This window comes from Paenibacillus sp. NPDC056579 (assembly GCF_042793215.1).
Taxonomy (GTDB): Bacteria; Bacillota; Bacilli; order Paenibacillales; family NBRC-103111; genus Paenibacillus_S.
The window spans coordinates 450,571-471,862 of the sequence record NZ_JBHTVD010000005.1 but is presented as its reverse complement, the minus strand read 5'-3'; the positions used below and the strand labels follow the sequence as shown (position 1 = coordinate 471,862).

Annotated in this window: 21 protein-coding genes; 8 read left to right on the top strand and 13 right to left on the bottom strand. The window is 54.4% G+C overall.

The genetic code is table 11. The features are described 5' to 3' along the window. Nucleotides 1-13: 13 nt before the first annotated feature. Both ACFQ88_RS21810 and ACFQ88_RS21805 read right to left on the bottom strand, forming a co-directional pair. On the bottom strand, nucleotides 14-589 hold the full coding sequence (locus ACFQ88_RS21810; RefSeq protein ID WP_379456656.1) for a class I SAM-dependent methyltransferase: 576 nt from the start codon (nucleotides 587-589) through the stop codon (nucleotides 14-16). Nucleotides 590-794: 205 nt separating this feature from the next. Next, nucleotides 795-2,249 (bottom strand): MATE family efflux transporter, encoded by a 1,455-nt coding sequence (locus ACFQ88_RS21805; RefSeq protein WP_379456654.1) that lies wholly within the window; start codon nucleotides 2,247-2,249, stop codon nucleotides 795-797. Nucleotides 2,250-2,486: 237 nt separating this feature from the next. Between ACFQ88_RS21805 and ACFQ88_RS21800 the strand changes: the two genes are divergently transcribed. Further along, entirely contained in the window at nucleotides 2,487-3,071 is a 585-nt protein-coding gene (locus ACFQ88_RS21800) for a type 1 glutamine amidotransferase family protein (protein WP_379456651.1), read from the top strand. A gap of 385 nt (nucleotides 3,072-3,456) precedes the next feature. Here the strand turns inward: ACFQ88_RS21800 and ACFQ88_RS21795 are convergent, their stop codons facing one another. Further along, a complete protein-coding gene (locus ACFQ88_RS21795; RefSeq protein WP_379456649.1) occupies nucleotides 3,457-4,137 on the bottom strand; it encodes a class I SAM-dependent methyltransferase in 681 nt (226 codons plus the stop codon). 179 nt (nucleotides 4,138-4,316) lie between these two features. Between ACFQ88_RS21795 and ACFQ88_RS21790 the strand changes: the two genes are divergently transcribed. From ACFQ88_RS21790 to ACFQ88_RS21775, 4 genes are all read left to right on the top strand, one after another. Further along, on the top strand, nucleotides 4,317-4,709 hold the full coding sequence (locus ACFQ88_RS21790) for a helix-turn-helix domain-containing protein (protein WP_379456647.1): 393 nt from the start codon (nucleotides 4,317-4,319) through the stop codon (nucleotides 4,707-4,709). Between the two features lie 194 nt (nucleotides 4,710-4,903). Beyond that, nucleotides 4,904-5,830 carry an LLM class flavin-dependent oxidoreductase gene (locus ACFQ88_RS21785; RefSeq protein ID WP_379456645.1) on the top strand — a complete coding sequence of 309 codons (927 nt, stop codon included), beginning with the start codon at nucleotides 4,904-4,906 and terminating at the stop codon, nucleotides 5,828-5,830. A 68-nt stretch (nucleotides 5,831-5,898) separates the two neighbouring features. Continuing rightward, the gene (locus tag ACFQ88_RS21780) at nucleotides 5,899-6,048 is read left to right on the top strand and encodes a hypothetical protein (RefSeq protein WP_239632174.1); all 150 of its coding nucleotides are present in this window, start codon (nucleotides 5,899-5,901) and stop codon (nucleotides 6,046-6,048) included. Nucleotides 6,049-6,178: 130 nt separating this feature from the next. After that, on the top strand, nucleotides 6,179-7,003 hold the full coding sequence (locus ACFQ88_RS21775) for an alpha/beta fold hydrolase (protein ID WP_379456642.1): 825 nt from the start codon (nucleotides 6,179-6,181) through the stop codon (nucleotides 7,001-7,003). Between the two features lie 130 nt (nucleotides 7,004-7,133). Here ACFQ88_RS21775 and ACFQ88_RS21770 read toward each other — a convergent pair whose 3' ends face one another. From ACFQ88_RS21770 to ACFQ88_RS21755, 4 genes are all read right to left on the bottom strand, one after another. Then, nucleotides 7,134-9,041, bottom strand: a complete 1,908-nt coding sequence (locus tag ACFQ88_RS21770) for an alpha/beta fold hydrolase (protein ID WP_379456640.1) — start codon at nucleotides 9,039-9,041, stop codon at nucleotides 7,134-7,136. Nucleotides 9,042-9,109: 68 nt separating this feature from the next. Then, a complete protein-coding gene (locus ACFQ88_RS21765) occupies nucleotides 9,110-9,676 on the bottom strand; it encodes a TetR/AcrR family transcriptional regulator (protein ID WP_379456846.1) in 567 nt (188 codons plus the stop codon). A gap of 80 nt (nucleotides 9,677-9,756) precedes the next feature. After that, a complete protein-coding gene (locus tag ACFQ88_RS21760) occupies nucleotides 9,757-9,960 on the bottom strand; it encodes a 2-hydroxymuconate tautomerase family protein (protein ID WP_239632168.1) in 204 nt (67 codons plus the stop codon). Beyond that, nucleotides 9,947-11,131, bottom strand: a complete 1,185-nt coding sequence (locus ACFQ88_RS21755; RefSeq protein ID WP_379456638.1) for a YbfB/YjiJ family MFS transporter — start codon at nucleotides 11,129-11,131, stop codon at nucleotides 9,947-9,949. The genes ACFQ88_RS21760 and ACFQ88_RS21755 overlap by 14 nt, the downstream gene beginning before the upstream one ends. 179 nt (nucleotides 11,132-11,310) lie before the next feature. On the opposite strand from ACFQ88_RS21755, the gene ACFQ88_RS21750 reads away from it, so the two are divergent. Then, entirely contained in the window at nucleotides 11,311-12,168 is an 858-nt protein-coding gene (locus ACFQ88_RS21750; protein ID WP_239632163.1) for a LysR family transcriptional regulator, read from the top strand. Nucleotides 12,169-12,371: 203 nt separating this feature from the next. On the opposite strand, the gene ACFQ88_RS21745 is transcribed toward ACFQ88_RS21750, so the two are convergent. Then, the gene (locus ACFQ88_RS21745) at nucleotides 12,372-12,704 is read right to left on the bottom strand and encodes an ArsR/SmtB family transcription factor (RefSeq protein WP_379456635.1); all 333 of its coding nucleotides are present in this window, start codon (nucleotides 12,702-12,704) and stop codon (nucleotides 12,372-12,374) included. A 152-nt stretch (nucleotides 12,705-12,856) separates the two neighbouring features. On the opposite strand from ACFQ88_RS21745, the gene ACFQ88_RS21740 reads away from it, so the two are divergent. Further along, the gene (locus tag ACFQ88_RS21740; RefSeq protein WP_379456633.1) at nucleotides 12,857-14,275 is read left to right on the top strand and encodes an MFS transporter; all 1,419 of its coding nucleotides are present in this window, start codon (nucleotides 12,857-12,859) and stop codon (nucleotides 14,273-14,275) included. Nucleotides 14,276-14,519: 244 nt separating this feature from the next. Here the strand turns inward: ACFQ88_RS21740 and ACFQ88_RS21735 are convergent, their stop codons facing one another. Further along, nucleotides 14,520-15,914 (bottom strand): MATE family efflux transporter, encoded by a 1,395-nt coding sequence (locus ACFQ88_RS21735; RefSeq protein WP_239632156.1) that lies wholly within the window; start codon nucleotides 15,912-15,914, stop codon nucleotides 14,520-14,522. Between the two features lie 206 nt (nucleotides 15,915-16,120). Here ACFQ88_RS21735 and ACFQ88_RS21730 point away from each other — a divergent pair, with 206 nt between their 5' ends. Further along, nucleotides 16,121-16,645 (top strand): GNAT family N-acetyltransferase, encoded by a 525-nt coding sequence (locus ACFQ88_RS21730; RefSeq protein WP_379456631.1) that lies wholly within the window; start codon nucleotides 16,121-16,123, stop codon nucleotides 16,643-16,645. Nucleotides 16,646-16,710: 65 nt separating this feature from the next. Here the strand turns inward: ACFQ88_RS21730 and ACFQ88_RS21725 are convergent, their stop codons facing one another. The 4 genes from ACFQ88_RS21725 to ACFQ88_RS21710 all read right to left on the bottom strand — a co-directional run bounded on the left by ACFQ88_RS21725 (nucleotide 16,711) and on the right by ACFQ88_RS21710 (nucleotide 21,274). Continuing rightward, nucleotides 16,711-17,682 (bottom strand): Gfo/Idh/MocA family protein, encoded by a 972-nt coding sequence (locus ACFQ88_RS21725; protein WP_239632152.1) that lies wholly within the window; start codon nucleotides 17,680-17,682, stop codon nucleotides 16,711-16,713. 93 nt (nucleotides 17,683-17,775) lie between these two features. Next, on the bottom strand, nucleotides 17,776-18,783 hold the full coding sequence (locus ACFQ88_RS21720; protein ID WP_379456628.1) for an aldose 1-epimerase: 1,008 nt from the start codon (nucleotides 18,781-18,783) through the stop codon (nucleotides 17,776-17,778). Between the two features lie 228 nt (nucleotides 18,784-19,011). Beyond that, on the bottom strand, nucleotides 19,012-19,773 hold the full coding sequence (locus ACFQ88_RS21715; protein WP_239632148.1) for a DeoR/GlpR family DNA-binding transcription regulator: 762 nt from the start codon (nucleotides 19,771-19,773) through the stop codon (nucleotides 19,012-19,014). A 25-nt stretch (nucleotides 19,774-19,798) separates the two neighbouring features. Beyond that, nucleotides 19,799-21,274, bottom strand: a complete 1,476-nt coding sequence (locus tag ACFQ88_RS21710; RefSeq protein ID WP_379456597.1) for a rhamnulokinase — start codon at nucleotides 21,272-21,274, stop codon at nucleotides 19,799-19,801. Nucleotides 21,275-21,292 lie beyond the last annotated feature (18 nt).

The following is a 21,292-nucleotide window of genomic DNA, read 5'->3' as shown; positions in this document are numbered from 1 at the left end:
CTGTCAATTCCCCCTACTGACAAATGTATACGAAAGCCGGCGGCACATTCCATGGCACAAAGGCGATACGGACCGTGCGAAAATGCTGCTCAAGCATCCGCTTCATCTGCAATGAATATTGAAACGTAATGAACATGCCGTCGTCAGACAAGCTTTCTTTGACTTGCCTGATGATTTGCTCGCGGTCCAGCGGGTAAAAGTTGGCGAACGGCAGGCCGGAAATGATGCAATCCGCCTTTTCCATGCCAATGCCGGTCAAGCTAAGGCGCAAATCCATGGCATCTTCCAATATATGAAAGTCGGAATATTGTTTGATCAGCTGCCTGCGCATTTCCGCATCTTTCTCAAATACGGCTACGCGGCAATCCGGACGCGCCAGCTCATACATCGCCTGCGTGAATACGCCGGTACCCGCTCCGAGCTCCACCACATTCCTCACTTGGTTCCATGGAACGGACTCCATCATTTTTAAGGTAAGAGAGCTTGAACTCGGTATAACGCTGCCGACATCCGCCGGGTTTTGAATAAATTTGCGGAGAAACAGCAGCTTATCGGAAATCGTTGTTTTAATAGACGATGGAAAGGCCATTTTTCACTTCAACTCCTTTAGTGTCGCTTTATGCAACTATCTTATCCGAAAAAGGTAAGCAAACCAGTCCGAAAATAGTAAAGAATTTCTTAAGATCCTCTTAAAATATGCATAGCATAACGGCAAAAAGCCCCGCCGCGTCCATACGCAGCAGGGCTTTCCGTTGGTTATCATTATCTTGTTGTCCGTGTTGACTCCCTTCGAGTTAAATGCGGATTCGCTTCCAATTGCCCCGCTTGAATCTCCAATAAATGAGATTGGAGCGAAGGAATTGGTCCAGCGCCACAGCGCTCCAAAGTCCGGCCATGCCCCATCCGAGGCCTTGGACGAACAGAAGGCTAAGCACGACACGCACACCCCAGACGCCGATGAGGGTCGAATAGAGCGGATACCGCGTATCCCCGGCTCCCCGCAGCGCGCCGCCGAGAATAAACTGCGACGCCTGGGACACCTGGATGAAGCCGACGATCCGCAGCGCCAGCGTGCCCGCATCGATGATATGGCGGTCACCTGTGTACAGCATCAGAATGTAAGGTGCGAACAGCATGAACACTAGGCCCATGATTCCCGCTACGACCATCCCGAATTTGCGGACCTGCCATACGTACGTTTCGGCCAGCTCCGGCTTCTGGGCACCAAGCGCTTGTCCCACCAGTGTCGAGGCAGCCACGGCGAAGGCCATTCCCGGCATAAACGACAGCCCGATGACGCTCGTTACGAGCTGATTCGCCGCCAGTGCGACCGTACCCAGTCCGGCGGATATTTTCACGAACGTGGCGATGCCAAGCCGCATGATCAGCTGCTCGGCGCTGGTCGGCAGCCCGATCTTCAGCACGCGCATGACGATAGCCGAGTTGAATCGGGTGACGTCCTTCCAGCGCAGCCGCACCATATAATGGCCGCTGACCATGACGGAAACCAGCCATGCCGTAGCGATAAGCTGAGCGGTGATGGAAGCCGCCGCGGCTCCCGTGACGCCCATTCCCAGGAATCCGGCAAAGCCGTAAATAAGCGGCAAGCCGAGCGCCACCGCAACCGCATTGGATACGACATTGATCTTCATCGGCGTTCTGGTGTCGCCGGCTCCTCTCAAGATCGCCGATAATACGGAAGATATCGTCGTGAAGCCGATGGATAAAAACGTAATTCGGGCATAGGTCAATCCATGGCCGATGACCTCTTCATTCGCCCCCATGGCCGACAACAGCCAGCGGGCATTCAAGACGCTTAACGCAACGACGGCCACGGACAGCAAAATGTTAAGCAAAAAAGCTTGCCCGGCCGCCTGGTTCGCCTCCTCCACATTGCCGGAGCCTACCGCACGGGCGACGATTACCGTCGTTCCCGTATTGAGCGCCACGAACAATACAAGCAGAAGCAGGTAAGGCTGGCTGGTCAAGCCTACCGTGGCCACCGCTTCCGCACCAATGCGGCCTACCATGATCATGTTCATCATTTGCGCAAAATTGATCAGCAGCATTTCTACAAGCGACGGTCCGGCCAGCCGGTAAATCATGCTCCGGATCGCCTTGCCGTCTTTCGGGTCAATCAACACCGCATCGCTTACACGTTTTGATGACGGGTTCGGGTTCTCTCTCTCATTCTCTCTCTCATTTTCATTGCCAGCATGCTTCTCTCTCGTCTCGGTTTCTCCGCTCATCCTTTTTCCCTTCCTTATGCTCTCCGGAGGACATGGCTCCGCTCCCTGCTGCAGTACGGGATTTCTGTTTTTATAGTAAAATCATCGTTACTATAATACGCCGCTCGTCTGCCTCCTGCAATATTTTTATAGGGACCGTATAGAATTGACTGACCGAAATTGTCAGTGAAGATGAGGTAATATGAATGTATAAGGAAAGACAAGAGCAACCACAAAAACACTCGCCGGAGGGATCGTATGGAGAAGCAAGTATTAGTGTTCATTACCGATGGATTCGCAGATTGGGAAGCAAGCTACGTAACAACCGAATTAAATAGTCCGGAAACCGGCTACCGTGTAAAAACCATTGCCATAGATAAGCAGCCCAAGGTTTCGATGGGAGGCCTGCGTGTCCTCCCCGACTACGATTTGGCGGACCACCCGTCCCTGGCGGAAATAGCGATGCTCATCATCCCGGGCGGTACCGGCTGGAGGGAAGAGCACAATCAGCAGGCCAGCCGGATCGTCGCGCAATGCGTAGAGCACGATGTGCCGATCGCAGCTATTTGCGACGCGACGACGTTTCTCGCCAACCACGGCTTTCTCGAAAATAACAAGCATACCGGAAATATGCTGGAAATGATGAAGGAAGGCGCGCCGAATTACCGCGGTGACCGGCTCTACGTTCACGCGCAATCCGTATCCGACGGCAATGTCATTACGGCCAACGGCTCTGCAGCCGTCGAGTTCTCCCGCCATATCCTGGAGCGTCTCGGCGTAATGCAAGGGGAGCAATTGGAGCAGTGGTATGATATTTTCAAGAAAGGGTACATTCAGCAGTAAAGGCCCGTAGAGTCCTCGCAAAACAGCGAAATCCCCTATGGAATGATAGCAGTTCATTCCATAGGGGATTATTTGTGCATAGAGTCTCGATAATGCATCTGCGTGGGCGTGCTTGTGCCAGATTACGGTTACTTACTGCAGCTCGCTTCAAATTAGACTGGCGTGCTGCTGGTTAGTCGGAATTTCTATCCATCGGATTGACGGGAAGTCATTTCTTGGGAATGGCTTTAAGGATTTCGGCTTATCCCGTAATAATATGGCTACCGTCTATGGAGAAACAACATGCAGTATGCGGTCCAGCATTAGAGACGCTTTTTCCATGGCGCCATGTATAGGAACTAGGCCGATGGATGCCGCGGCAGAACGCTTCATTACACAGCCCGGGTCAGCGCCACCAGATGCCCGCGCACTCCGGTACTGTCTGCCAACGGTTGCTGACCACGCGCTCCGCCATCTCATCGCCGAAGAAAAACCGGCACAGCTCCTCAGCCTGCTCGATCGAATCGAACGCATAATCCGTCCTGATCCATCGGTGGGAGAAGCCATATTCCTCCTCCAGCGCCGTGTAATAGCTTCGCAGGAAATCGGGAGGATTCGGCGTCTCTTCCCCTGTCCCCATCGTCTCGAACAGGATGACCGTGCCGTTGGGACGTAAGATCCGGCGGATTTCGCCGATGATTTGCTTTATATTGTCCCGATAATTCGGCACATTCGAGCTTCCCAAATAGCTGATCGTCCATCCCGCTACGACCAGATCCGCACTCCGGTCCTCCAATGGAAGCGATCGGTGATCCGCAACAACCGTACGCCAACGATCGTGTCCCCCCGCCTTCAAGCGCTCTCCATTGATGCGAAGCATAGCGTCCGAAGCGTCGACCGCTACGATGGACTTCGCCCTTGGGGCCAATATCGTCGTCAAACGTCCCGATCCCGCTCCAAGATCGACGATATCCAAACCGTCCGGGCTGCGGATGCCCTCGATATGGCGAATCAGATCCTCCTGCTTGGAAATAAGCTTGTGATACCGTTCTGCATCATTTTGGTAAATGTCATCATGATTTGGCATGTGGTATGATCTCCTTTTTTGGTATATGAGCTTGCTTAAGAGCTTGCATAAACCATCATAAAAGTTACCGTAACGTGAAGGTCAATACCGTTTTGAAAAAGCCATCCGCCCCAAGCGGTTACAACCGTGCAAACCGGTCCATACTGGAACATATACCTCATAATGGGAGCGGTGATTGGATGAGCGAGATCGGATTGTATATACGGAGCATTCGTCAGCAGCGGGGAGCGGACGTCGCAGAATTCGCCAGGGAGCTTGGCGTGTCCCCCGATTATTTGCGGAATTTGGAGTCCGGAAGGACGCAGACGATTCAGCTGGAAGTCATCAATAAGCTGCAAAACGAATTTTTCACCATCGAAAGCGATAACGGCTTGGAGCTGGAGTATGAGCCTCAGGATGCCGTCGGCACGCGAATTGACCGGCTGGCCGCTTCGTTAAAAGCGCTGCACGAAACGGATCCTGCAGCTGCGGACTATTTGATTCGCACGGCGGAGCAAGGGCTGGAGTGGATATCCGCCTCTCATAGATCAAGCTTGGATGCCGGCGGGCATATCGTGGTAAGGTCTCTCTAAACTCGGCAATAAAGCTGCAATCGATAGCAAAAGCGCACAACCCCGGCTCTCCGAGTGGAGAATGCCGGTTTTTTTACGCCTTGATAGAGGTTTTTTGAGCGCAGGGCGCATGTTGGCGCAGAAGGCTGCTTCGCCTAAGCCGTTTGTGTTAACATGGACCTAATCCGAATTTGGACCGAAAAGGAGGCTGCTTCATGAAACTAAGCGTATTGGATCTGGTTCCGGTCATCGGCGGTTATGACGCGGCATTCGCTCTGGAGCAGGCGGTTCGGCTCGCCCAAACCGCCGAGTCGTTAGGCTACACCCGCTACTGGGTCGCCGAGCACCATGACATGCCCGGACTCGCCTGCACTTCTCCGGAGGTGCTGCTCGCCCATATCGGAGCCAGAACGGAGCGAATCCGCATCGGCTCCGGAGCGCTGCTGCTGCCGCACTACAGTCCGCTCAAGGTGGCCGAGTCGTTCCACCTTCTTGCCAACTTGTATCCGGGCCGCGTCGACCTCGGCATCGGCCGGGCGCCAGGGGGCTCCGCACACGTCACGATGGCGCTGAGCGGCAACTTCCTCGAGAAAGTCCGGCAGCTGCCGGAGACGCTGCGGGAATTAATCGAGCTGCTGCAGGGAAGCTACGAGCTGGACGGCCAGCCCGTCACCGCCCGCCCTGTCCCTCCCGCGCCGCCGGAGCTGTGGATGCTCGGTACGAACCGCAAAAGCGCGTCCTATGCGGCGGAGCACGGGACGGGCTATGTATTTGGCCAATTCATGAGCGATGCGGACGGCGGGGAGGTTATAGCCGCTTACCGAGATGCCTTCACCCCATCCGCCCTATGCCCTGCTCCCCGCATCATTGCAGCCATCGGAGTCGTATGCGCTGAGACCGATGACGAAGCCCGCAGCCTTGCGGCAGCCCATCCTGCATGGACAGCAGGAGATGCCAATGCAGGCTCGGGAGACGTTCCTGCAGCCCAGCAAAGCAAATGGCTCGTAGGAGCTCCGCATAACGTCCGTACACAGCTTAAGCAGATGGCGGACAACTATGGCATCGATGAGTTTATCGTAGTTACAGCAATTCAGGATTACGCCAAACGGCTCCGTTCATATGAGCTTCTAGTCCAAGCGTAGACCCCGGACAGATAGTTCCCTTCGTGCATATGTTGGTAGTAACGAAACGGGAACGGAGGGGAAGCACTTTGCTCATCAGGAACCATTTGCTTAGTCTGACCCATACTACTTTACTGTTGGTATATTTGGAGGGCGTCGGATGTCTGGTTATGAATCCGGCCGGATTATTTCAATGGGCTGAAGAGGTTCAGACGATTCGGCTGCATCTGTGCGAATGAGTGAATTCTGCAGCAGGCTGTTCTCCGATAACGATTCTTTCAATTATGACAGGTTATGTCACTATTATCAGGTATAGTAGACGTAGGAAGTCTTATTGAAAAAGTACCGGAAACAAAAGGAGGAAACGGCATGCTTCATTCTCAGGATCAAGCTCCTCTCGGAGCGGCAAGAAAATATTTCAAGTCAGGCGAGCTTACCCTCTCCTACCTCGACTTTGGCGGAAATAGCCCGCGTATTCTCCTTATGCTTCATGGACATATGGGGGATGCAGGAACCTTTGCTCCGTTTGCAGCCAAAATGACGGGTTGGCGATTGATCGGACTGGACCAACGGGGGCACGGCTGGAGCGAGCATCCTCCGGATAAGGATTACTCAAGAGAAGCCTACCTTCAGGATATCGCTGCTTTCATTCGTGAAGAGCTGGGCGGACAGCCTGTCACGCTATTGGGTCATTCTTTGGGCGGGGTCAACGCCTATCAGTTTGCCGCCCGCTACCCCGAGCTGGTCCATGCCGTTATCGTAGAAGATATCGGCGTTAAACTCGGCGGCGATCTGTCTTTCATTGAGCAGCTCCCCGACCGGTCCTCTACACTGCAAGAGCTGAGGGAGTCGCTGAAGCGCGCAGGAGTTAGAGCGATCGACTATTTTACTGAAAGTGCTTTTGAGGATGAGAACGGGTGGGGATTTCGCTTTGACATCAAGGGGATGAGCCTATCCCAACAGCAAATAAACGGCGACTGGTGGGACGATTGGCTGTCATCAACCTGCCCTGTGCTGCTGCTTCACGGCACCAAAAGCTTCGCTCTGACCTTGAGCCAAGCCGAGCTCATGGTATCTCGAAGGCCCAATACAAGGCTTGTTGTTTTTGAAGGGATCGGTCACGGCATCCATACGGAAGACTTGGATGGTTTTTATAAGGCAGTAAAGGAATTTCTAGGTGAGCTGGATCGATAATTCTCTTTCAGATATGTAAAATAACCTGGCAGGCGGATGTTGGCGAAAGCAAGTGGAATCCTCGCCAAACACCCGCCTTTTTAATAGGCAAAGGCAGTTCATGATCGTCTAAGATCACAGTATAGAAACGTCAAGAGCTCGCCGCTTCCAGATGCGAGTCCCTCTGACTCAAGCCGGACAGCAGTTCTGCGGTTGCCGCCGGATGGGATACGGGAAACTGATGCCCGTAGGGAACGACCCGCACGTTGTGCGTTTCCGCAATCCTCTGCGGAATGCTGTAGACTTGGTCCTTGCCTCCCCAAATGATACATGCAGGGGTATCTCCAGGCTGCGGCACCTGCTGCGTCCACTCGGGCAGCCGGTGATGCAGCAGGTGGAGCAGCTCCGCGTTAGCCGCCGCGATGCGGGGAGATTTCAGGCTGCGGACGATACGCTCCGCATAGCCTGAAGGCAGCTCTCCCGCGTCGGCGAACGCGCCGTCCTGCAGCTGGGCCCGCTCCAGGGCCCCTGCCGTTAGCCCGCGCAGCAGCCGCTTGGCTGCGAGCGGGGACGCGCTGAGCAGGCGGAGCAAGCGGCGCCTGCGCGGCGGGTGCAGCACGGGCTGGAGCAGGATCAGCCGCTCCAGCCTGTGCTGTGGCATTGCCAGCGCCGCCACAGCGGCGACGTTGGCCCCAAGCGAGTGGCCAACGAGCGTGGCGCCCGGCGGCGCTGCGGCAAGCGCTGCCCCGACGGCTGCGGCATAGCCGTCGAGCGTGCCGTGCCGCGGAAGCGCCGGCGACCTGCCGAAGCCGGGCAGGTCGAGCAGCCACACCGGCCGGCCGGACCGCTCGTGCAGCAGCCCGGCCAGCGGTGCGAAATCGTCCGCGCTCGCGAGCAGCCCGTGCACGAGGATCCACGGCGCGCCGCTGCCTTCGAGGACGAGCGCGGCCAGATCACCCTTGCGCTCCCGCCGTAAGCCGGCCGGCTCCGGGCAGCCCGAATGGGTCAGCCGATGATCCAGATCGGCGATCACCATCGGCAATACATCCCGTATTCCGAGGCTCGGCGCCTCCATCTCCTTCAGAAGCCTCTTCGTTTCATCCGTCCGAAACGTGCGATCCGTAATGAACGACAGCGACTCGGGCGGAATGCCCGTCAGCTTGCCGCCGCCTGCTTTCATCAGCGCACGAAGCCAGGATACGGGCATCGGCACGGCCGGCGGCTTCACCTTCAACGCTTGTGCAATTACCGTTAGCAGCTCCTTCATGTCGGGTCCCGCCGACTTATCCTCCAGCATATTGACCGTACCGCTATCAGGGTTCGCCTGACGAATCAAATAGACGATGGCACGGGCCATATCGTCGTTGGCTACGAACGGGATCCAATGATCCACCCCTCCGGGTACGACCGGCATCCATCCGCGCCGTACCGCATCCACCAGAATGCCAAGCCCGCCGGTCTGCTCCGTCACTCCCGCAGGCTTCGCGCCGATAACCGTGCTCGGATTCACTACCGTTAAAGGATATCCGCACAGCGCTGCCTGCTGCCGTACATAAAGATCGGCCAAAAATTTCATTCTCTCATACTCGGGCTCCCGCTTCATAAATTCATCCATCCGATACACATCCGCTTCCATATCCACGTTGTTGTCGTGAAACGGACTCATATAGCCCACCAGATGAATCAGATGGCGAAGTCCTTTCTCCCGGTGAATGCGCTCTGCAAGCTCGCCGACATGCCGCGCCCCGTCTACGAACATTCGCTTGGCCGTCTCCCTGTCCATCGTCACGCTCATCGTTCCTCCCGCATGGACAATAACGTCGGAAGCCAGTGCCTGCTCATAGTCCGAGGCTTCCATGCCAAGCGCCGGTTCAGTAAGATCGCCCTTCAGCAGGCGTACGCGATCGGCTTCTTCAGCCGGCAGCAGCTCGTGCAGCGCGGATCGGGCCTTTTCCTGAGAACGGACAAGCAGCAGCAGTGTTTCTTGCCCTCCGGCCAGCTGCTTCACCATTTCTTTCCCGATAAAGCCGGTTCCGCCGATTATCAAAACGGTGCTCATATGCTTCCCCCATCCATCGAATAAATTAGAACTATACAGTACTAATCATGTTCAAAAAAAGATGCTTCTTATCGAAGCATGCTAAAAAAATGCTGCGCGGTCTCTTCCACAATCGCCGACCGGCCCGTCGTCTCAGCGAGCATTAGCGCCCCTTCCATTGCCGCTATGAACAAAGCGGCCGCCTGCTCCGCCCCGATTCCGCGGCGGAATTCGTTTCGTTTCAGCCCCTGCTGAAACAGCTTGGCCAGCATCGGCTGCAGCTCCGTGAAAAAGCCGGTAATTTTTTGTTTTACCTGTACAGCCTGGTCGGGAGCTTGAATATAGAATGAGATGAAGGGACAGCCTCCCTGGCACTCCCTTTCCTCGATTCCTGCGGTCAATTCGTGCAGAAAAGCGTATACCCGCTCCTCGACGGACCGCTCAGCCTGGCTCAGCAGAGCAAAGAAGACCGCTTCATACCGCTCAATCCAGTACTCGACCGCTGCGAGCAGCAGCTCCTCCTTACTTTTGAAATGATAATAAATGTTCGATTTCGATACTTGGCTTTCCCGCATCACGTCATCCATACTCGTAAAGGCGTAGCCGCGGATCAAAAATAGCTGCGCCGCTACTTCAATAACCTGTTTGCGGTTTATGGGCTGGGAACCTTTGCTTTTCATATTCATAATTAGAACTATACAGTTCTATTCTTCTTTCGTCAAGTACACCTTTCTCGTTACTGCCCTTTTTGCCTGCGAACCGTAACCGTCTCTCCTCCGATACCCCAGTTGTCCGTGTCGACCTCATCGATGACCACGACGGTCGTATTCGGATTTTTCCCCATTACATCGACCAGCAGCTGCGTAACTCCCCGGATCAGCTCGGCTTTTTTCTCGGGAGTTACATCTTCCTTCGTAATTTTAATGTTAACGTACGGCATCGTAGTTCCCTCTTTTCTTGTCGTATGAAAATCCTGTGCTTAACAGGCAAGCGCCTGCCAGCACGATGACCCCGGCTCCGATCAACGCACTATTGTATTGATGGGTCATATGGAACAGCAGTCCGGCCCCGCTCGGTCCTAGCATTTGTCCTGCGCCGTAAACAGCCGTCAAAATCCCGATAATACGGCTGCTCTGGGTCGGATTGATCTGCCTTGCCAGTGTCGTCGCGAGTGCAGTAATCCCCATGAATGTAGCCCCGAACAGCACGGCGCTGATCGATATGCCTGCCGTGGTGGGCCATATCGCAGGAAGCACGATGCCAATAGCTTGGACTAGCATGGCCGCGGCCAAAATACGGACAAAACCATTTTTCGCTGCAAAAAACGACCACACGATACAGGAAGGCGCTGCCGCCAATCCTACCAGTGTCCATACCCAAGCCGAGTGCCCGGCCATCCCCGGAAGCTTGTCGGCAATGGCAACGATGAATGTGCCTGTAACAATATAACCGAGCCCTTCCAAGCCATACGCGGCTATCAGCCACGGAATCCAACGGGCAGGCGGAGCGGTGAGCCTTGCGGGAGAAGCTGCAGCGGCCGGCTCCCTTCGGGCTTCCTCATCAACCCATCTCCAGGCAAACACCGCAATCAACCCGCTGAACGCTCCAAGCCCCAGCCACGCCCCTCTCCAGCCCCAAAGCCCGTCGAACAGAGGAACGAGCAGCCCGCTTGCCAGAATGCCGAGTCCGACGCCTCCGTATAGAATACCGGACCATGCCGTTTTGCCCTTGGCCGCCAATCCATCCAGAACCATGCTGGAGGCAAGGACAAATACAAAAGCGCTGGCAGCGCCGGAAACAAAGCGCAGAACGAACCAAGCGGCGTAAGAAGCCGTCAAGCCCATAAGCACGGTAGACAATACGCTTGCGGCCAGGCTGGCACGGTAGCAGCTTGTTTTATGCGTTTTCCACGGGATCCACCCGGCCAACAAGGCGCCTAACAAATATCCTGCATAGTTGCTGGAAGCGAGATAACCGGAGGCCGCATCGGAAATAAGCTGATCCTGCTGCATCAGAGGCAATATTGGCGTATAGGCAAAACGTCCGATCCCCATGGCAAGCAGCAATGCGCATATCCCTCCGGTAACTTGAACTAACGGATGCCTTGACATCGCGTATCCCCCCTTTACCCAAGACCCGCTAAAAACGGAATGACCGATTCAGCTCCGTTATTGGAGCATCATTATCATATCTCACATCCACCCATCTGATATAATACATAATAAAGATAAACTCCATCTCGATTTCAGATGGCTAATGACTGCCGAAGCCTTGTAAGGAGGAATCCCTAATGGATTTGCACGCATTAAAAGTGTTCCAGACCGTCTCGCAAACCGGAAGCATTACCCGCGCCGCGCAAGAGCTCAACTACGCGCAATCCAATGTTACGACCAAAATACAGCAGCTGGAAAGCCATTTCGATACCGTCTTATTTTACCGCCACAACCGCGGCATTACTCTTACTTCCAAAGGGCACACGCTGCTGGACTATGCCGAACGGATTTTTCAGCTCATTGACGAGTCGTCGAAAGCGATGAAAGACGATGATTCTCCCGGCGGCCCTTTACGCATCGGTTCTATGGAAACTACCGCAGCGGTTCGGCTGCCGGAATATTTGGTCCGCTATCATCAAGCCTACCCTGGTGTAGACTTGACTCTGACAACGGGCCCCACCGAACAGCATATTCAGGCCGTCCTTCATTACGAGCTAGACGGCGCCTTCGTAGCGGGTCCCGTAGAGCATCCCGAGCTGGTGCAGCAAACAGCCTTGGAGGAGGAATTGGCTCTAGTCACGGATCCTTCCCATCCGTCTATATCCTCCGTGAAGGATCTGCAAAACCGCACACTTCTCGTCTTCCGGCAGGGCTGCTCCTACCGTGCCAGACTCCAAAGCTGGCTGCATCAGGAAGGCGTCTTCCCCGATAAAATGATGGAGTTCGGCTCCCTCGAAGCGATTCTCGGCTGCATCACCGCCGGCCTCGGCATCAGTCTGCTGCCCGTTTCGGTAGTGCGCAGGCACATCGCAGCGGGAGCTTTGAAGACGCATCCGCTGCCTTATCCTAACGGCATGGTTCAAACCGTATTCATTCGGCGTAAAGATACGCTTATTACTTCCGCTCTGAGCCGGTTTATAGAAATGTTCGAATAAATGTTAAACGGGCAGTTTGAAAGTCTCTCCACTGTAACCGTACTTAGGAAACAAGACCGTACTGGACACAGAAAAACCTCCGATTTCGCTGGACTAGCGGAAACGGAGGTTTTGTATTTGCAGGATCTTAAGTTATAGTACGAAGCTCGTCATCAGCCATGACAAACAAGTGATTGTCGCGATTCCCTTAATTTGGTAACCGCTTACTTGCTGCTATCGGATAGGGGATCAGATAACGCCGCGGCATGCAGGATGGAAGCCAGCAAGCCCGGAAAACGCGCTTCCAGATCCTCCGACCGAAGATCGACGATATGCTGCGTTCCTTGAACTCGAACACGGACAACTCCAGCTTCACGCAGTGTGCGCAAATGATGAGATGCCGTCGATTTGGCAATGGGAAGCCCGAAGTAGCTGCACGGCTGCGCCCCTTGCTTGGCGATCTGGGATACGACGCTTAGACGGATCGGGTCGCTTAACGCATACAAAACGGAGCTTAGATGGATGTCTTGCACATCGGGATGATGTAATATTTTCAACGTTGATCCTCCCGTTTTTGTAAAATTTTTATTTGATAGTTGAATCATATCACATTCCGTGCTATATTTCTATTGTTCTATAACAATCGAACTTTGAACTATGAAGCCCAAAGAAAGATACGGACATTTCCATTATAGGAGGCCTTATGAATATGAATAACGAAACTACAATCACCGACGGATCCGCCTCGGCGGATACCTCTTCCGGCAGCAGCTTCAAAGAACGTCTGATCATTCCGCTGCTTAGTCTCACGGTCGTCCTTGTCGTCATGAACACAATGATGTTCAATTTGGCGTTGCCCCAGATTACACTGGATTTCGGTTTGACCGCGGTAGCTTCTTCCTGGATCGTCACCGGCTACTCCATCGTATTCGCCATCTCATCCATTACGTATTCAAGGTTATCGGACTTTGTGCCGATACGCAAGCTGTTTACGATCGGCTTGCTTTCTCTTGGGCTGGCTTCCTTGCTCGGCTTTTTCAGTCATCATTTCGTTCCGCTCTTGATCGCCCGGCTCATTCAAGCTTCCGGAGCCGCATCGGTTCCGGCATTGGGGATTGTGCTTCTGACACGCTACGTTCCTTTGTCCAGACGCGGAAAAGCGATGGCGACCGTCATGTCCGCCAGCTCGTTAGGTCTTGGCCTCGGTCCTGTTATCGGAGGCACGATTACTCAATATCTCGGCTGGAACGATCTGTTCCTCGTTACGGGCATTACACTGCTTCTGGTCCCTGTATTTTATCGGTACCTGCCTAGTGAGCAAGCGCGGAAAGGTACATTCGACCTGTTCGGCGCCGTCATGATCGGTATAGGTACGACAGGAATGCTGTTATTTTTGACGAGCCGCTCCTGGATTATGCTGATCGCCGGGATTGCCGCACTCCTCTTGTTCTGGCTGCGCATCCATCGCACCGATCAGCCTTTCGTGCAGCCGGCGCTGTTTCGCAACAAGCAGTACATGAATTTGAACGCTCTTGGCATCATGGCTTACATGAGCAGCTTCGTCTCCCTGTTCCTGCTTCCGCAGGTGCTGGTCCACCTGTTCGATCTATCGCCTGGCCAATCGGGTCTCGTGCTTTTTCCAGGAGCAGTGGCCTCCATGCTCGCCGCCAACCGGATCGGCCGGTTCATCGACCGTCACGGCAACCGGATCCTGTTCCGCTACGCCCCGTGGCTGCTCATTTGCGCTACTCTGATGTTCGCGTTGATGGCCGTGCACTCGATCTACGCGATTGTGGCAAGCTACCTGCTGCTTAGCGTCAGCTTCTCGGCGCTGACTACAAGCGTCTCGAACGAAATCTCGCGGATCGTGCCCAAAGAGCAGATCGGCGCCGGAATGGGGCTGTTCCAGCTGATGCAGTTTTTCAGCGGCGCATTTAGCGTGGCCGTTACAGGCACTTCGCTTGTGATGCAAAAAAATATCCCGCTCTCTCAAGCGTACGCGCATATTTTCTGGGGAATGACGGTTGTTGCTGCGATTGCCATCGTCTGCTCGCTGCTGTACCGTTCCGATAAACCGGAGCCAAGCAGCCTGACCAGCATGCAAGCCCCAGCAAAGGGCGAATCATAAAAAGTTTTAGATGGCGCCGCTATGCGGCGCCATGCAAAAAAAGGCTCCCGTAAGTAAGGGAAGCCTTTTTTTGCATCGGGTCGTATTCCGCCCTATCGCCTCGCACTACCAACACACATATCCGGAACGGAGGCGTGCGGGACGAGCTCCTCATACGGATCGTACATCCAGCCTTTTCCGCTCAATTCCACCTAATAGGCACGGCTACAAGCCCAATTTTATGCCCGCCGCCGTCACGTCGCCCTTAAGCGCCAATCGACTGCTCCTTGTAATCCTGCTTCACCAGGCTGTGCTTCTCCCACGCTCGGCTCTTCCAGCGGAAATACATAATGACAGCCCGCAGCCACTCATCCGCGGCGATGGCCAGCCAAATGCCCGCCAAGCCCAAATCGAGCTTGAATACGAACCAATAGCCCAGCGGCAGGCTCATTGCAACCATCGAGAACATGCCGATCCAGAGCGGATACTTCGCATCGCCGGCCGCGCGCAGCGAGTTGATCAGCACGATGTTGAACGTCCTTCCCGTCTCCAATACGATGCTTAGCAGCAGCACGTTGGCGCCGAGCCGGATAATTTCCGGGTCCACCGTGAACAGGCCCATCAGCTGCTTGCGCAGCAGGATGATGACAGCGACCATGACGAGCGTAGCTCCGATCGCCCAGCGCAAGCTTTTCCATACGCGCTGGTACGCTTCGTCCTGCCGGTTGCCCCCGACGAGTCTGCCGACAATAATGGACGTCCCCATCCCGATCGCAATGGCGAACAAATATATGAACATCGAAATGTTCGCAGCATACTGTCTCGCCGCCAGCGCCTCCGCGCCGAGATAAGTCGCATAAAACAAAAAGATCGTCTGGCAAGTATGGTACATCACCTGCTCCATCGCTGAAGGGATGCCGATCTTCAATATTTTGGCGACATACTCTTTCGACAGCGTAAGGTAATATTTCAGCTCGATGCGAACCTCCGTCACCCGGTACAGCAGCCATAAGAAGATAAGCACCGCAATCGCCCGGCTTCCGACGGAAGAGATGGCCGCCCCCTGCACCCCCATCTCCGGCAGCCCGAAATGGCCGAAGATCAGAGCGTAGTTCCCCGCGATATGGATCACGTTCATGCCTAGCGATACAAGCATCGCCGCTTTCGTAAAGCCGTGAACGCGGACGATGGCCGCGAGCGAATTGATGATCGCCTGCAGAAAAATACCGCCGCCCACGATCATTAAATAGCTTTGGGCAAAAACGAGAATGTCGCCGGTCAGATTCAGCCGCTCCAGCATGCGATCGCCGAAGAAAACAAACGTAACGCTGATGACCAAACCGACCAGCAGGTTCAGCGTGACCGCATGGGCGGAAATTTTGGCCGCTTCTATTAATTTGCGCGACCCGATATACTGAGCGACTACGATAGACGCTCCGTTGCCAATAACCTCGAGAATCAGGATCGCAATGACCAGGTACTGGTTCGCCGCTCCCACCCCAGATACGGCATTATCGGATATGGCGCTCAGCATGAACGTATCCGCAATCCCCATCAGCATAAAGAGAAATACTTCGAGAAAAATAGGCCATGTCAGAAAAAATAAATTGAACTGTTTGGACCGTTCTACCGGTCCGTCGGTCGTGTGAACTGCCGCCATGATGTCACCTTCTTCATCTAGTACCGTGCCTTGAAATCCTAGGTAAACTCAAGTATCGTAGCACAGTTCCACGCCCATTGCACGCATAAAATCAACGTTTACAAAAGTTTCAAAATGAGTGCGCTTACTTCTATCCGCCATTGGTTTGGCGACCGGTATGTATGCTATTCTGGTATCAAAACGTACATAAAAAAGCGAGGAATAGCATGACGATCCGCATGGAAGAAGTGAATGATTACCGCGTCACGGAGCAAGTGATTAAGGAAGCTTTTGCCGGATTGGCGTTCAGCGATCAGAAGGAGCATGAGCTTGTTCGAAAATTGAGACATTCGGAGGCATTTATTCCCGAGCTTTCGCTCGTTTTCGAAGAGGATGGCCGCATCGCGGGACATATTTTGCTATCCAAAATCATGATCGTCAATGATCAGCAGTCGTTCGAGGCTCTTGCGCTCGCTCCCGTGTCCGTACTGCCCTCTTACCAAAAGCAAGGAATAGGGGCACAGCTCGTCCGCGAGTCTTTACAGCGCGCGAAGAATTTAGGCTATCCGGCCGTTATTGTCATGGGGCATGAGCACTATTATCCGAAATTCGGCTTTCAGCCTGCATCCCGATGGGACATCACGGCGCCTTTCGAAGTTCCGGATGAATTATTTATGGCCTTGGAGCTGGAAGACAACAGTCTGAAAGGCATTCATGGTGTGGTACAGTATGCTTCCGCGTTTTATGAATAGAGCAGTCGCACAAACAAAAACGGAGCCTCCCTGCCATATAGCAGAGAAGACTCCGTTTCTTCCTATTAAACCAGACGGACAGGCACTCCGTCCGTAGCGGAACGCAGCGCTGCAACGGCAATCGCCTGCGTCTTGACCGCATCCTCGTACGACGACAGGATGCCCGACGTATCCCCCGACCTTACGGCATGCAGGAATGCTTCATGTGCTTTAACGTAAGGATTGCTCTGGTTTTTGTATTCAAAAACCGTCCCTTTACCGGAATCTTTCAATCCTTCGTTATTCAGCTCCATAATGCCTTTGTCTGTATACAAATGCAGTCCGATTTTTCCTCCGCCCGGCAAAATGCAGGTGTTCGAGAGGGTAGCCACCGCACCGCTCGCCAATTTGATCGTGACCGTCCCTACATCCGGCGTCGTTACGCCTTCCTCCACCAAGTGCATGACGCGGCTGCCGTAAGCGGCGTAGACTTCGACCGCCTCGCCCATCAAATAACGCATCAGATCGACGATATGCGTTGTCTGCTCGATGAATTGTCCTCCGGAGCCGTCCTGCTTGCGCCACCAGGCTACGCGCGGCATGCCGCCCATCCAATAGCCGAGACCCATGCCGATGGTACGGTCGCTTAGAGCGGCAAGAGCCCGCTCCGTCGAATCCATGTAGCGGAAATGGTAGCCGACCGACGTAATAAGCTTCTTCGCCTGGATTCGCTCCAGAATGGACGAAGGCTGCTCCAGATCGAGTCCTACCGGCTTTTCTACGAAAAACGGAATACCGCGTTCGATGAGCGCATTTTCCACTTCCCCGTGAGCCATTGGCGGGACACAAATGTAGACCGCATCCAGAGCGTTCTCATCCAGCATGCGGTGAATATTGTCGTAGCCTTTGGCGCCATCCCAGCCGGCTGCGAGGCTCTCCGCTTTTTCCAGACTCGTACCGCAAAAAGCCTTGACCTTCACGCCTACCATTTTGGCCAACAAATTGCAGTGAAACTTGGTAAATCCTCCGGTACCGACGAATCCGATCTGCAGTGACAACCTAATCCCCTCCAAATAATAGAAGTAACTACAACTGTTTCTTCTAAGCTCCCAATGCAATGCTTCCCCAAGCTCAAGCTTCTTGAAAACCAGTTAACCGATCTCGGCGTACATTCGAGTCCATGCCGACCAGGAGCGGCCCGGCTCCAGCAGCTGGAACCCGGTCATTTCATCCGGGAGAGGCACATTCGGCGCATTGTTCGTCCATGTCTGCGGCTCAGGACAAATAAACCCGCTCTTGCCGTCATCGTTCCATACCGTCCAATGCCCGTATTTCGGATCCGTCTCATAGACGAGGCTGATGTTCCGTTTCGTATCCGTCAGCACCGAACCGTGGAACGGCTTCCCGCTGCGCTCCATCGGACTGCTCGTAAAATGCTTCGCATACGGCGCTCCCGTAGGAGCAATCCCTTCACCGCGCAATGGCTTGTCCGTTTCGTCCAGCGGCAGCTGCTTGCCCGTCGAGACGAACAGAGGCGTCAAATCCCACTCCTTGCCTACGGATATGGCGAGACGGTAGTCCTCTTCCCTGCCTCCGTCGGCGAACGGGACGCGCAGGGCTGTATGGAACCCTACGCCAAGAGGCATCGGATCGCTGCTGAGGTTCGTAATCCGGACCTGCTGCTCCAGCCCCCGCTCGGATAAGGTATAGGTCAGCTCGTATGTAAATTCATGCGGAAAGTACGGGTACATTTCGCCTTCCCGCCCCATTTCCATCAGCAGCACCAGCTCGGCGGCCACGTTATCCAAGATTCTCTCGGATTTTACCTTCCATGGACGCTTGTGCAAAATACCATGCATGAAATGCAGCCCGTCGGAGCTGTTCAGCGGAAGATCGTACTGGCGGTACGGAGTAGAAAACTTTCCGTCCAGGATCCGGTTCGGCGGAAATAACGGCGGTATGCCGTACCGTTGGCTTTTTTGCCTTAATGTCTCCCCGTTATCAGGCGTTCGTAAGAAATTCAGCCCTTCCGCAGGCCGGCTCAGCTCCACTACATTGCTGCCGACTCCGTGCGCTATGACGGCCCGGTACCCGCCCGCACTCAATTCCATAGCCGGAACTCCGTCGAAAGTTACCGAAGTTATCGATGCGTGACTCATTCCATGGTGCCCTCCTTTTGAACTACTAAAGCTATAAAGACTAGTATAGTACACTCCATTTCAAAAAGGTAACAGAATTTCCAGCTGTGCTTGGAATGGATTTAAGCATTAGAAAACGGCTGATCAGGACATTATCTCTGACCAGCCGCTTGGGCTCGTTTCTTATAATACAGCTGACTCGGCGTCAGCCGTCATTTGCAGCCGAAGGCTGCTAATTCCGGAACAGGGTCACACCGCGATTACGGTAATGCCGCGCTCTTGAAGTTGTTGCACGGTCCCCTTATCGATACGGCGGTCCGTGATGATGGTATCCACTTCCGACAAGCCTGCCACATGCGTGAACGATTGGACCCCGAATTTGCTGGAATCGACCAGCAAAATCACTTCATCGGCGATACCGATCATCCGCTCTTTGATGCGCGCCTGCAGCTCATTGGACTCGCTGATGCCGCGGTCCAGTCGGACGCCCTTGCAGGACAGAAACACTTTATCCACGTGATAGGTGTCCAGGGAGCGCTCCGCCAAGGGCCCGACAAACGACAACGAACGCTGTGACAGCCTGCCGCCCGTCGAGATCACCTCGATCCTCTCCTTGCTGCTGAGTTCCGTTGCGACCTTGATCGAATTGGTAAGAACAGTTAGAGGAAGATCGGGCACTTCTGCAGCCATATACCAGGCCGTCGAGCTGGCGTCAAGAAGAATTTGATCGTTCGGGCTGATCCGTTGGATCGCTGCCTGAGCTATTCTCTTCTTTTCCTCGGCGTTGGCGATTTCCCGTTCGGAATAGGGAGTCTCCGTCTGCTGTTCGTCCTTGATGCTTACTGCTCCGCCATGCGAACGGGTCAAGCGGCCGGCTTGCTCCAAGCGATCCAGATCGCGGCGGATGGTCTCCTCCGTAACCTGAAAAATCTCGCTAAGCTCGGAAACCCGTACAGAACCTCTTTGATTCACCAAACTTACAATCTTCTCGTAACGCACCGCAACCAGCATAGACAACCTCTCTTTACTGCCCGTATTATTCTGAAATCCCCGTCAGCTTCACGAAACGGTCATACGCCTGACTCCACTGCTCTTGTGCCTCAGGCCTATATTCGATCACAGGGAAGGAATCCCGGATAACGCGCCGCGCTTCCCAAATATCGCTGAATACCCCTTGGGCAATCCACTGCACGGCCATATTTCCGATCGCGCTGCCTTCCGACGGTCCGGCCCATACAGGCTTACCGATTGCATTAGCCGACCATTGGCACAGAAGCGTGTTGTTAATGCCTCCGCCGACCATATGCAGGCCGTTAAATTGCTGATTCGATAACCGCTCGGTCATTTCCAGCACAAACCGGTATTTCAACGCCAGACTCTCCAAAATGCAGCGGACGATTTCCCCGTCCGACTCCGGCGCCTGCTGCCCTGTTTCCTGGCAGTACTGAGCAATCCGTGCAGGCATGTCTCCCGGCGCCAGGAACATAGGGTGATCCGGATCGATGAATGCGCCGAACGGCTTGGCCGCTTCAGCCAGCTTCACCAATTCCGGGAACGAGTACGATTTCCCGGCTTTCTCCCACACGCGGCGGCTCTCCTGCAGAATCCACAAGCCCATAATGTTTTTGAGCAGACGATACGTCCCCTCGACGCCGCCTTCATTGGTGAAATTGAGCTTCTGGGCCATGTCGTTGATGACCGGCTCCTGAACCTCGGTTCCCATCAGCGACCAGGTTCCGCAGCTTAAGTAAGCGAAGGAGCGGTCGAGGGCCGGTACCGCGGCTACCGCCGAGCCTGTATCGTGCTCAGCAACGGCATAGACGGGAATCGATGGGATTCCCAGCTCCTCGCATACCGATTCTTGCAGCACTCCTGCCGGACTCCCCGGCTGCAGCACCTCGCCAAACCAAGATTCAGGGAAACCAAGCTTATGTAGCAGCTCACGATCCCAATTTCCTTCGACCGGGTTGAACAGCTGAGTCGTCGTAGCATTGGAAAACTCGTTATGCATCTGCCCGGTCAGGAAATACCGCAGCAGATCGGGAATCATCAGCAGCCGGTTCCCTTCCTGAAGCCAAGGCGAATTCGCCTGTTTGAGCGCGTAAAGCTGGAAAATCGTATTGAACTGAAGAAACTGAATACCTGTTCTTGCGAAAATCTCCCCTGCAGGGAGCTCCGCGAACAGCTTCTCCATCATATCTTCCGTGTGGCGGTCCCGGTAATGATACGGATTGCCGATCAGTTCGCCATTCGGTCCAATAAAGCCGAAATCAACCGCCCAGGAATCGATCCCGATGCTGGCCACTTCGATTCCCTTGTTTTTGGCGATGAGCAGCCCCTGCTTGATCTCATGATACAGACGTAAAATATCCCAATGCAGGCGGTTGCCCACCTGCACAGGATCATTGGAAAACCGGTGAAGCTCCGTGATTTCGATCTTGCCGTCTACCAGGCGGCCCAGCATCGCTCTTCCGCTGCTCGCCCCGAGATCAAAAGCAATAATGTTTCCCAAGGTTATCACCCTTACTTC

Coding starts and splice junctions, on each gene's coding strand:
- ACFQ88_RS21775 (WP_379456642.1), top strand. CDS start 6,179: ATGCTTCATTCTCAGGATCAAGCTCCTCTCGGAGCGGCAAGAAAATAT.
- ACFQ88_RS21750 (WP_239632163.1), top strand. CDS start 11,311: ATGGATTTGCACGCATTAAAAGTGTTCCAGACCGTCTCGCAAACCGGA.
- ACFQ88_RS21770 (WP_379456640.1), bottom strand. CDS start 9,041: ATGAGCACCGTTTTGATAATCGGCGGAACCGGCTTTATCGGGAAAGAA.
- ACFQ88_RS21810 (WP_379456656.1), bottom strand. CDS start 589: ATGGCCTTTCCATCGTCTATTAAAACAACGATTTCCGATAAGCTGCTG.
- ACFQ88_RS21795 (WP_379456649.1), bottom strand. CDS start 4,137: ATGCCAAATCATGATGACATTTACCAAAATGATGCAGAACGGTATCAC.
- ACFQ88_RS21785 (WP_379456645.1), top strand. CDS start 4,904: ATGAAACTAAGCGTATTGGATCTGGTTCCGGTCATCGGCGGTTATGAC.
- ACFQ88_RS21800 (WP_379456651.1), top strand. CDS start 2,487: ATGGAGAAGCAAGTATTAGTGTTCATTACCGATGGATTCGCAGATTGG.
- ACFQ88_RS21760 (WP_239632168.1), bottom strand. CDS start 9,960: ATGCCGTACGTTAACATTAAAATTACGAAGGAAGATGTAACTCCCGAG.
- ACFQ88_RS21715 (WP_239632148.1), bottom strand. CDS start 19,773: ATGCTGGTTGCGGTGCGTTACGAGAAGATTGTAAGTTTGGTGAATCAA.
- ACFQ88_RS21755 (WP_379456638.1), bottom strand. CDS start 11,131: ATGTCAAGGCATCCGTTAGTTCAAGTTACCGGAGGGATATGCGCATTG.
- ACFQ88_RS21740 (WP_379456633.1), top strand. CDS start 12,857: ATGAATAACGAAACTACAATCACCGACGGATCCGCCTCGGCGGATACC.
- ACFQ88_RS21720 (WP_379456628.1), bottom strand. CDS start 18,783: ATGAGTCACGCATCGATAACTTCGGTAACTTTCGACGGAGTTCCGGCT.
- ACFQ88_RS21730 (WP_379456631.1), top strand. CDS start 16,121: ATGACGATCCGCATGGAAGAAGTGAATGATTACCGCGTCACGGAGCAA.
- ACFQ88_RS21790 (WP_379456647.1), top strand. CDS start 4,317: ATGAGCGAGATCGGATTGTATATACGGAGCATTCGTCAGCAGCGGGGA.
- ACFQ88_RS21735 (WP_239632156.1), bottom strand. CDS start 15,914: ATGGCGGCAGTTCACACGACCGACGGACCGGTAGAACGGTCCAAACAG.
- ACFQ88_RS21805 (WP_379456654.1), bottom strand. CDS start 2,249: ATGAGCGGAGAAACCGAGACGAGAGAGAAGCATGCTGGCAATGAAAAT.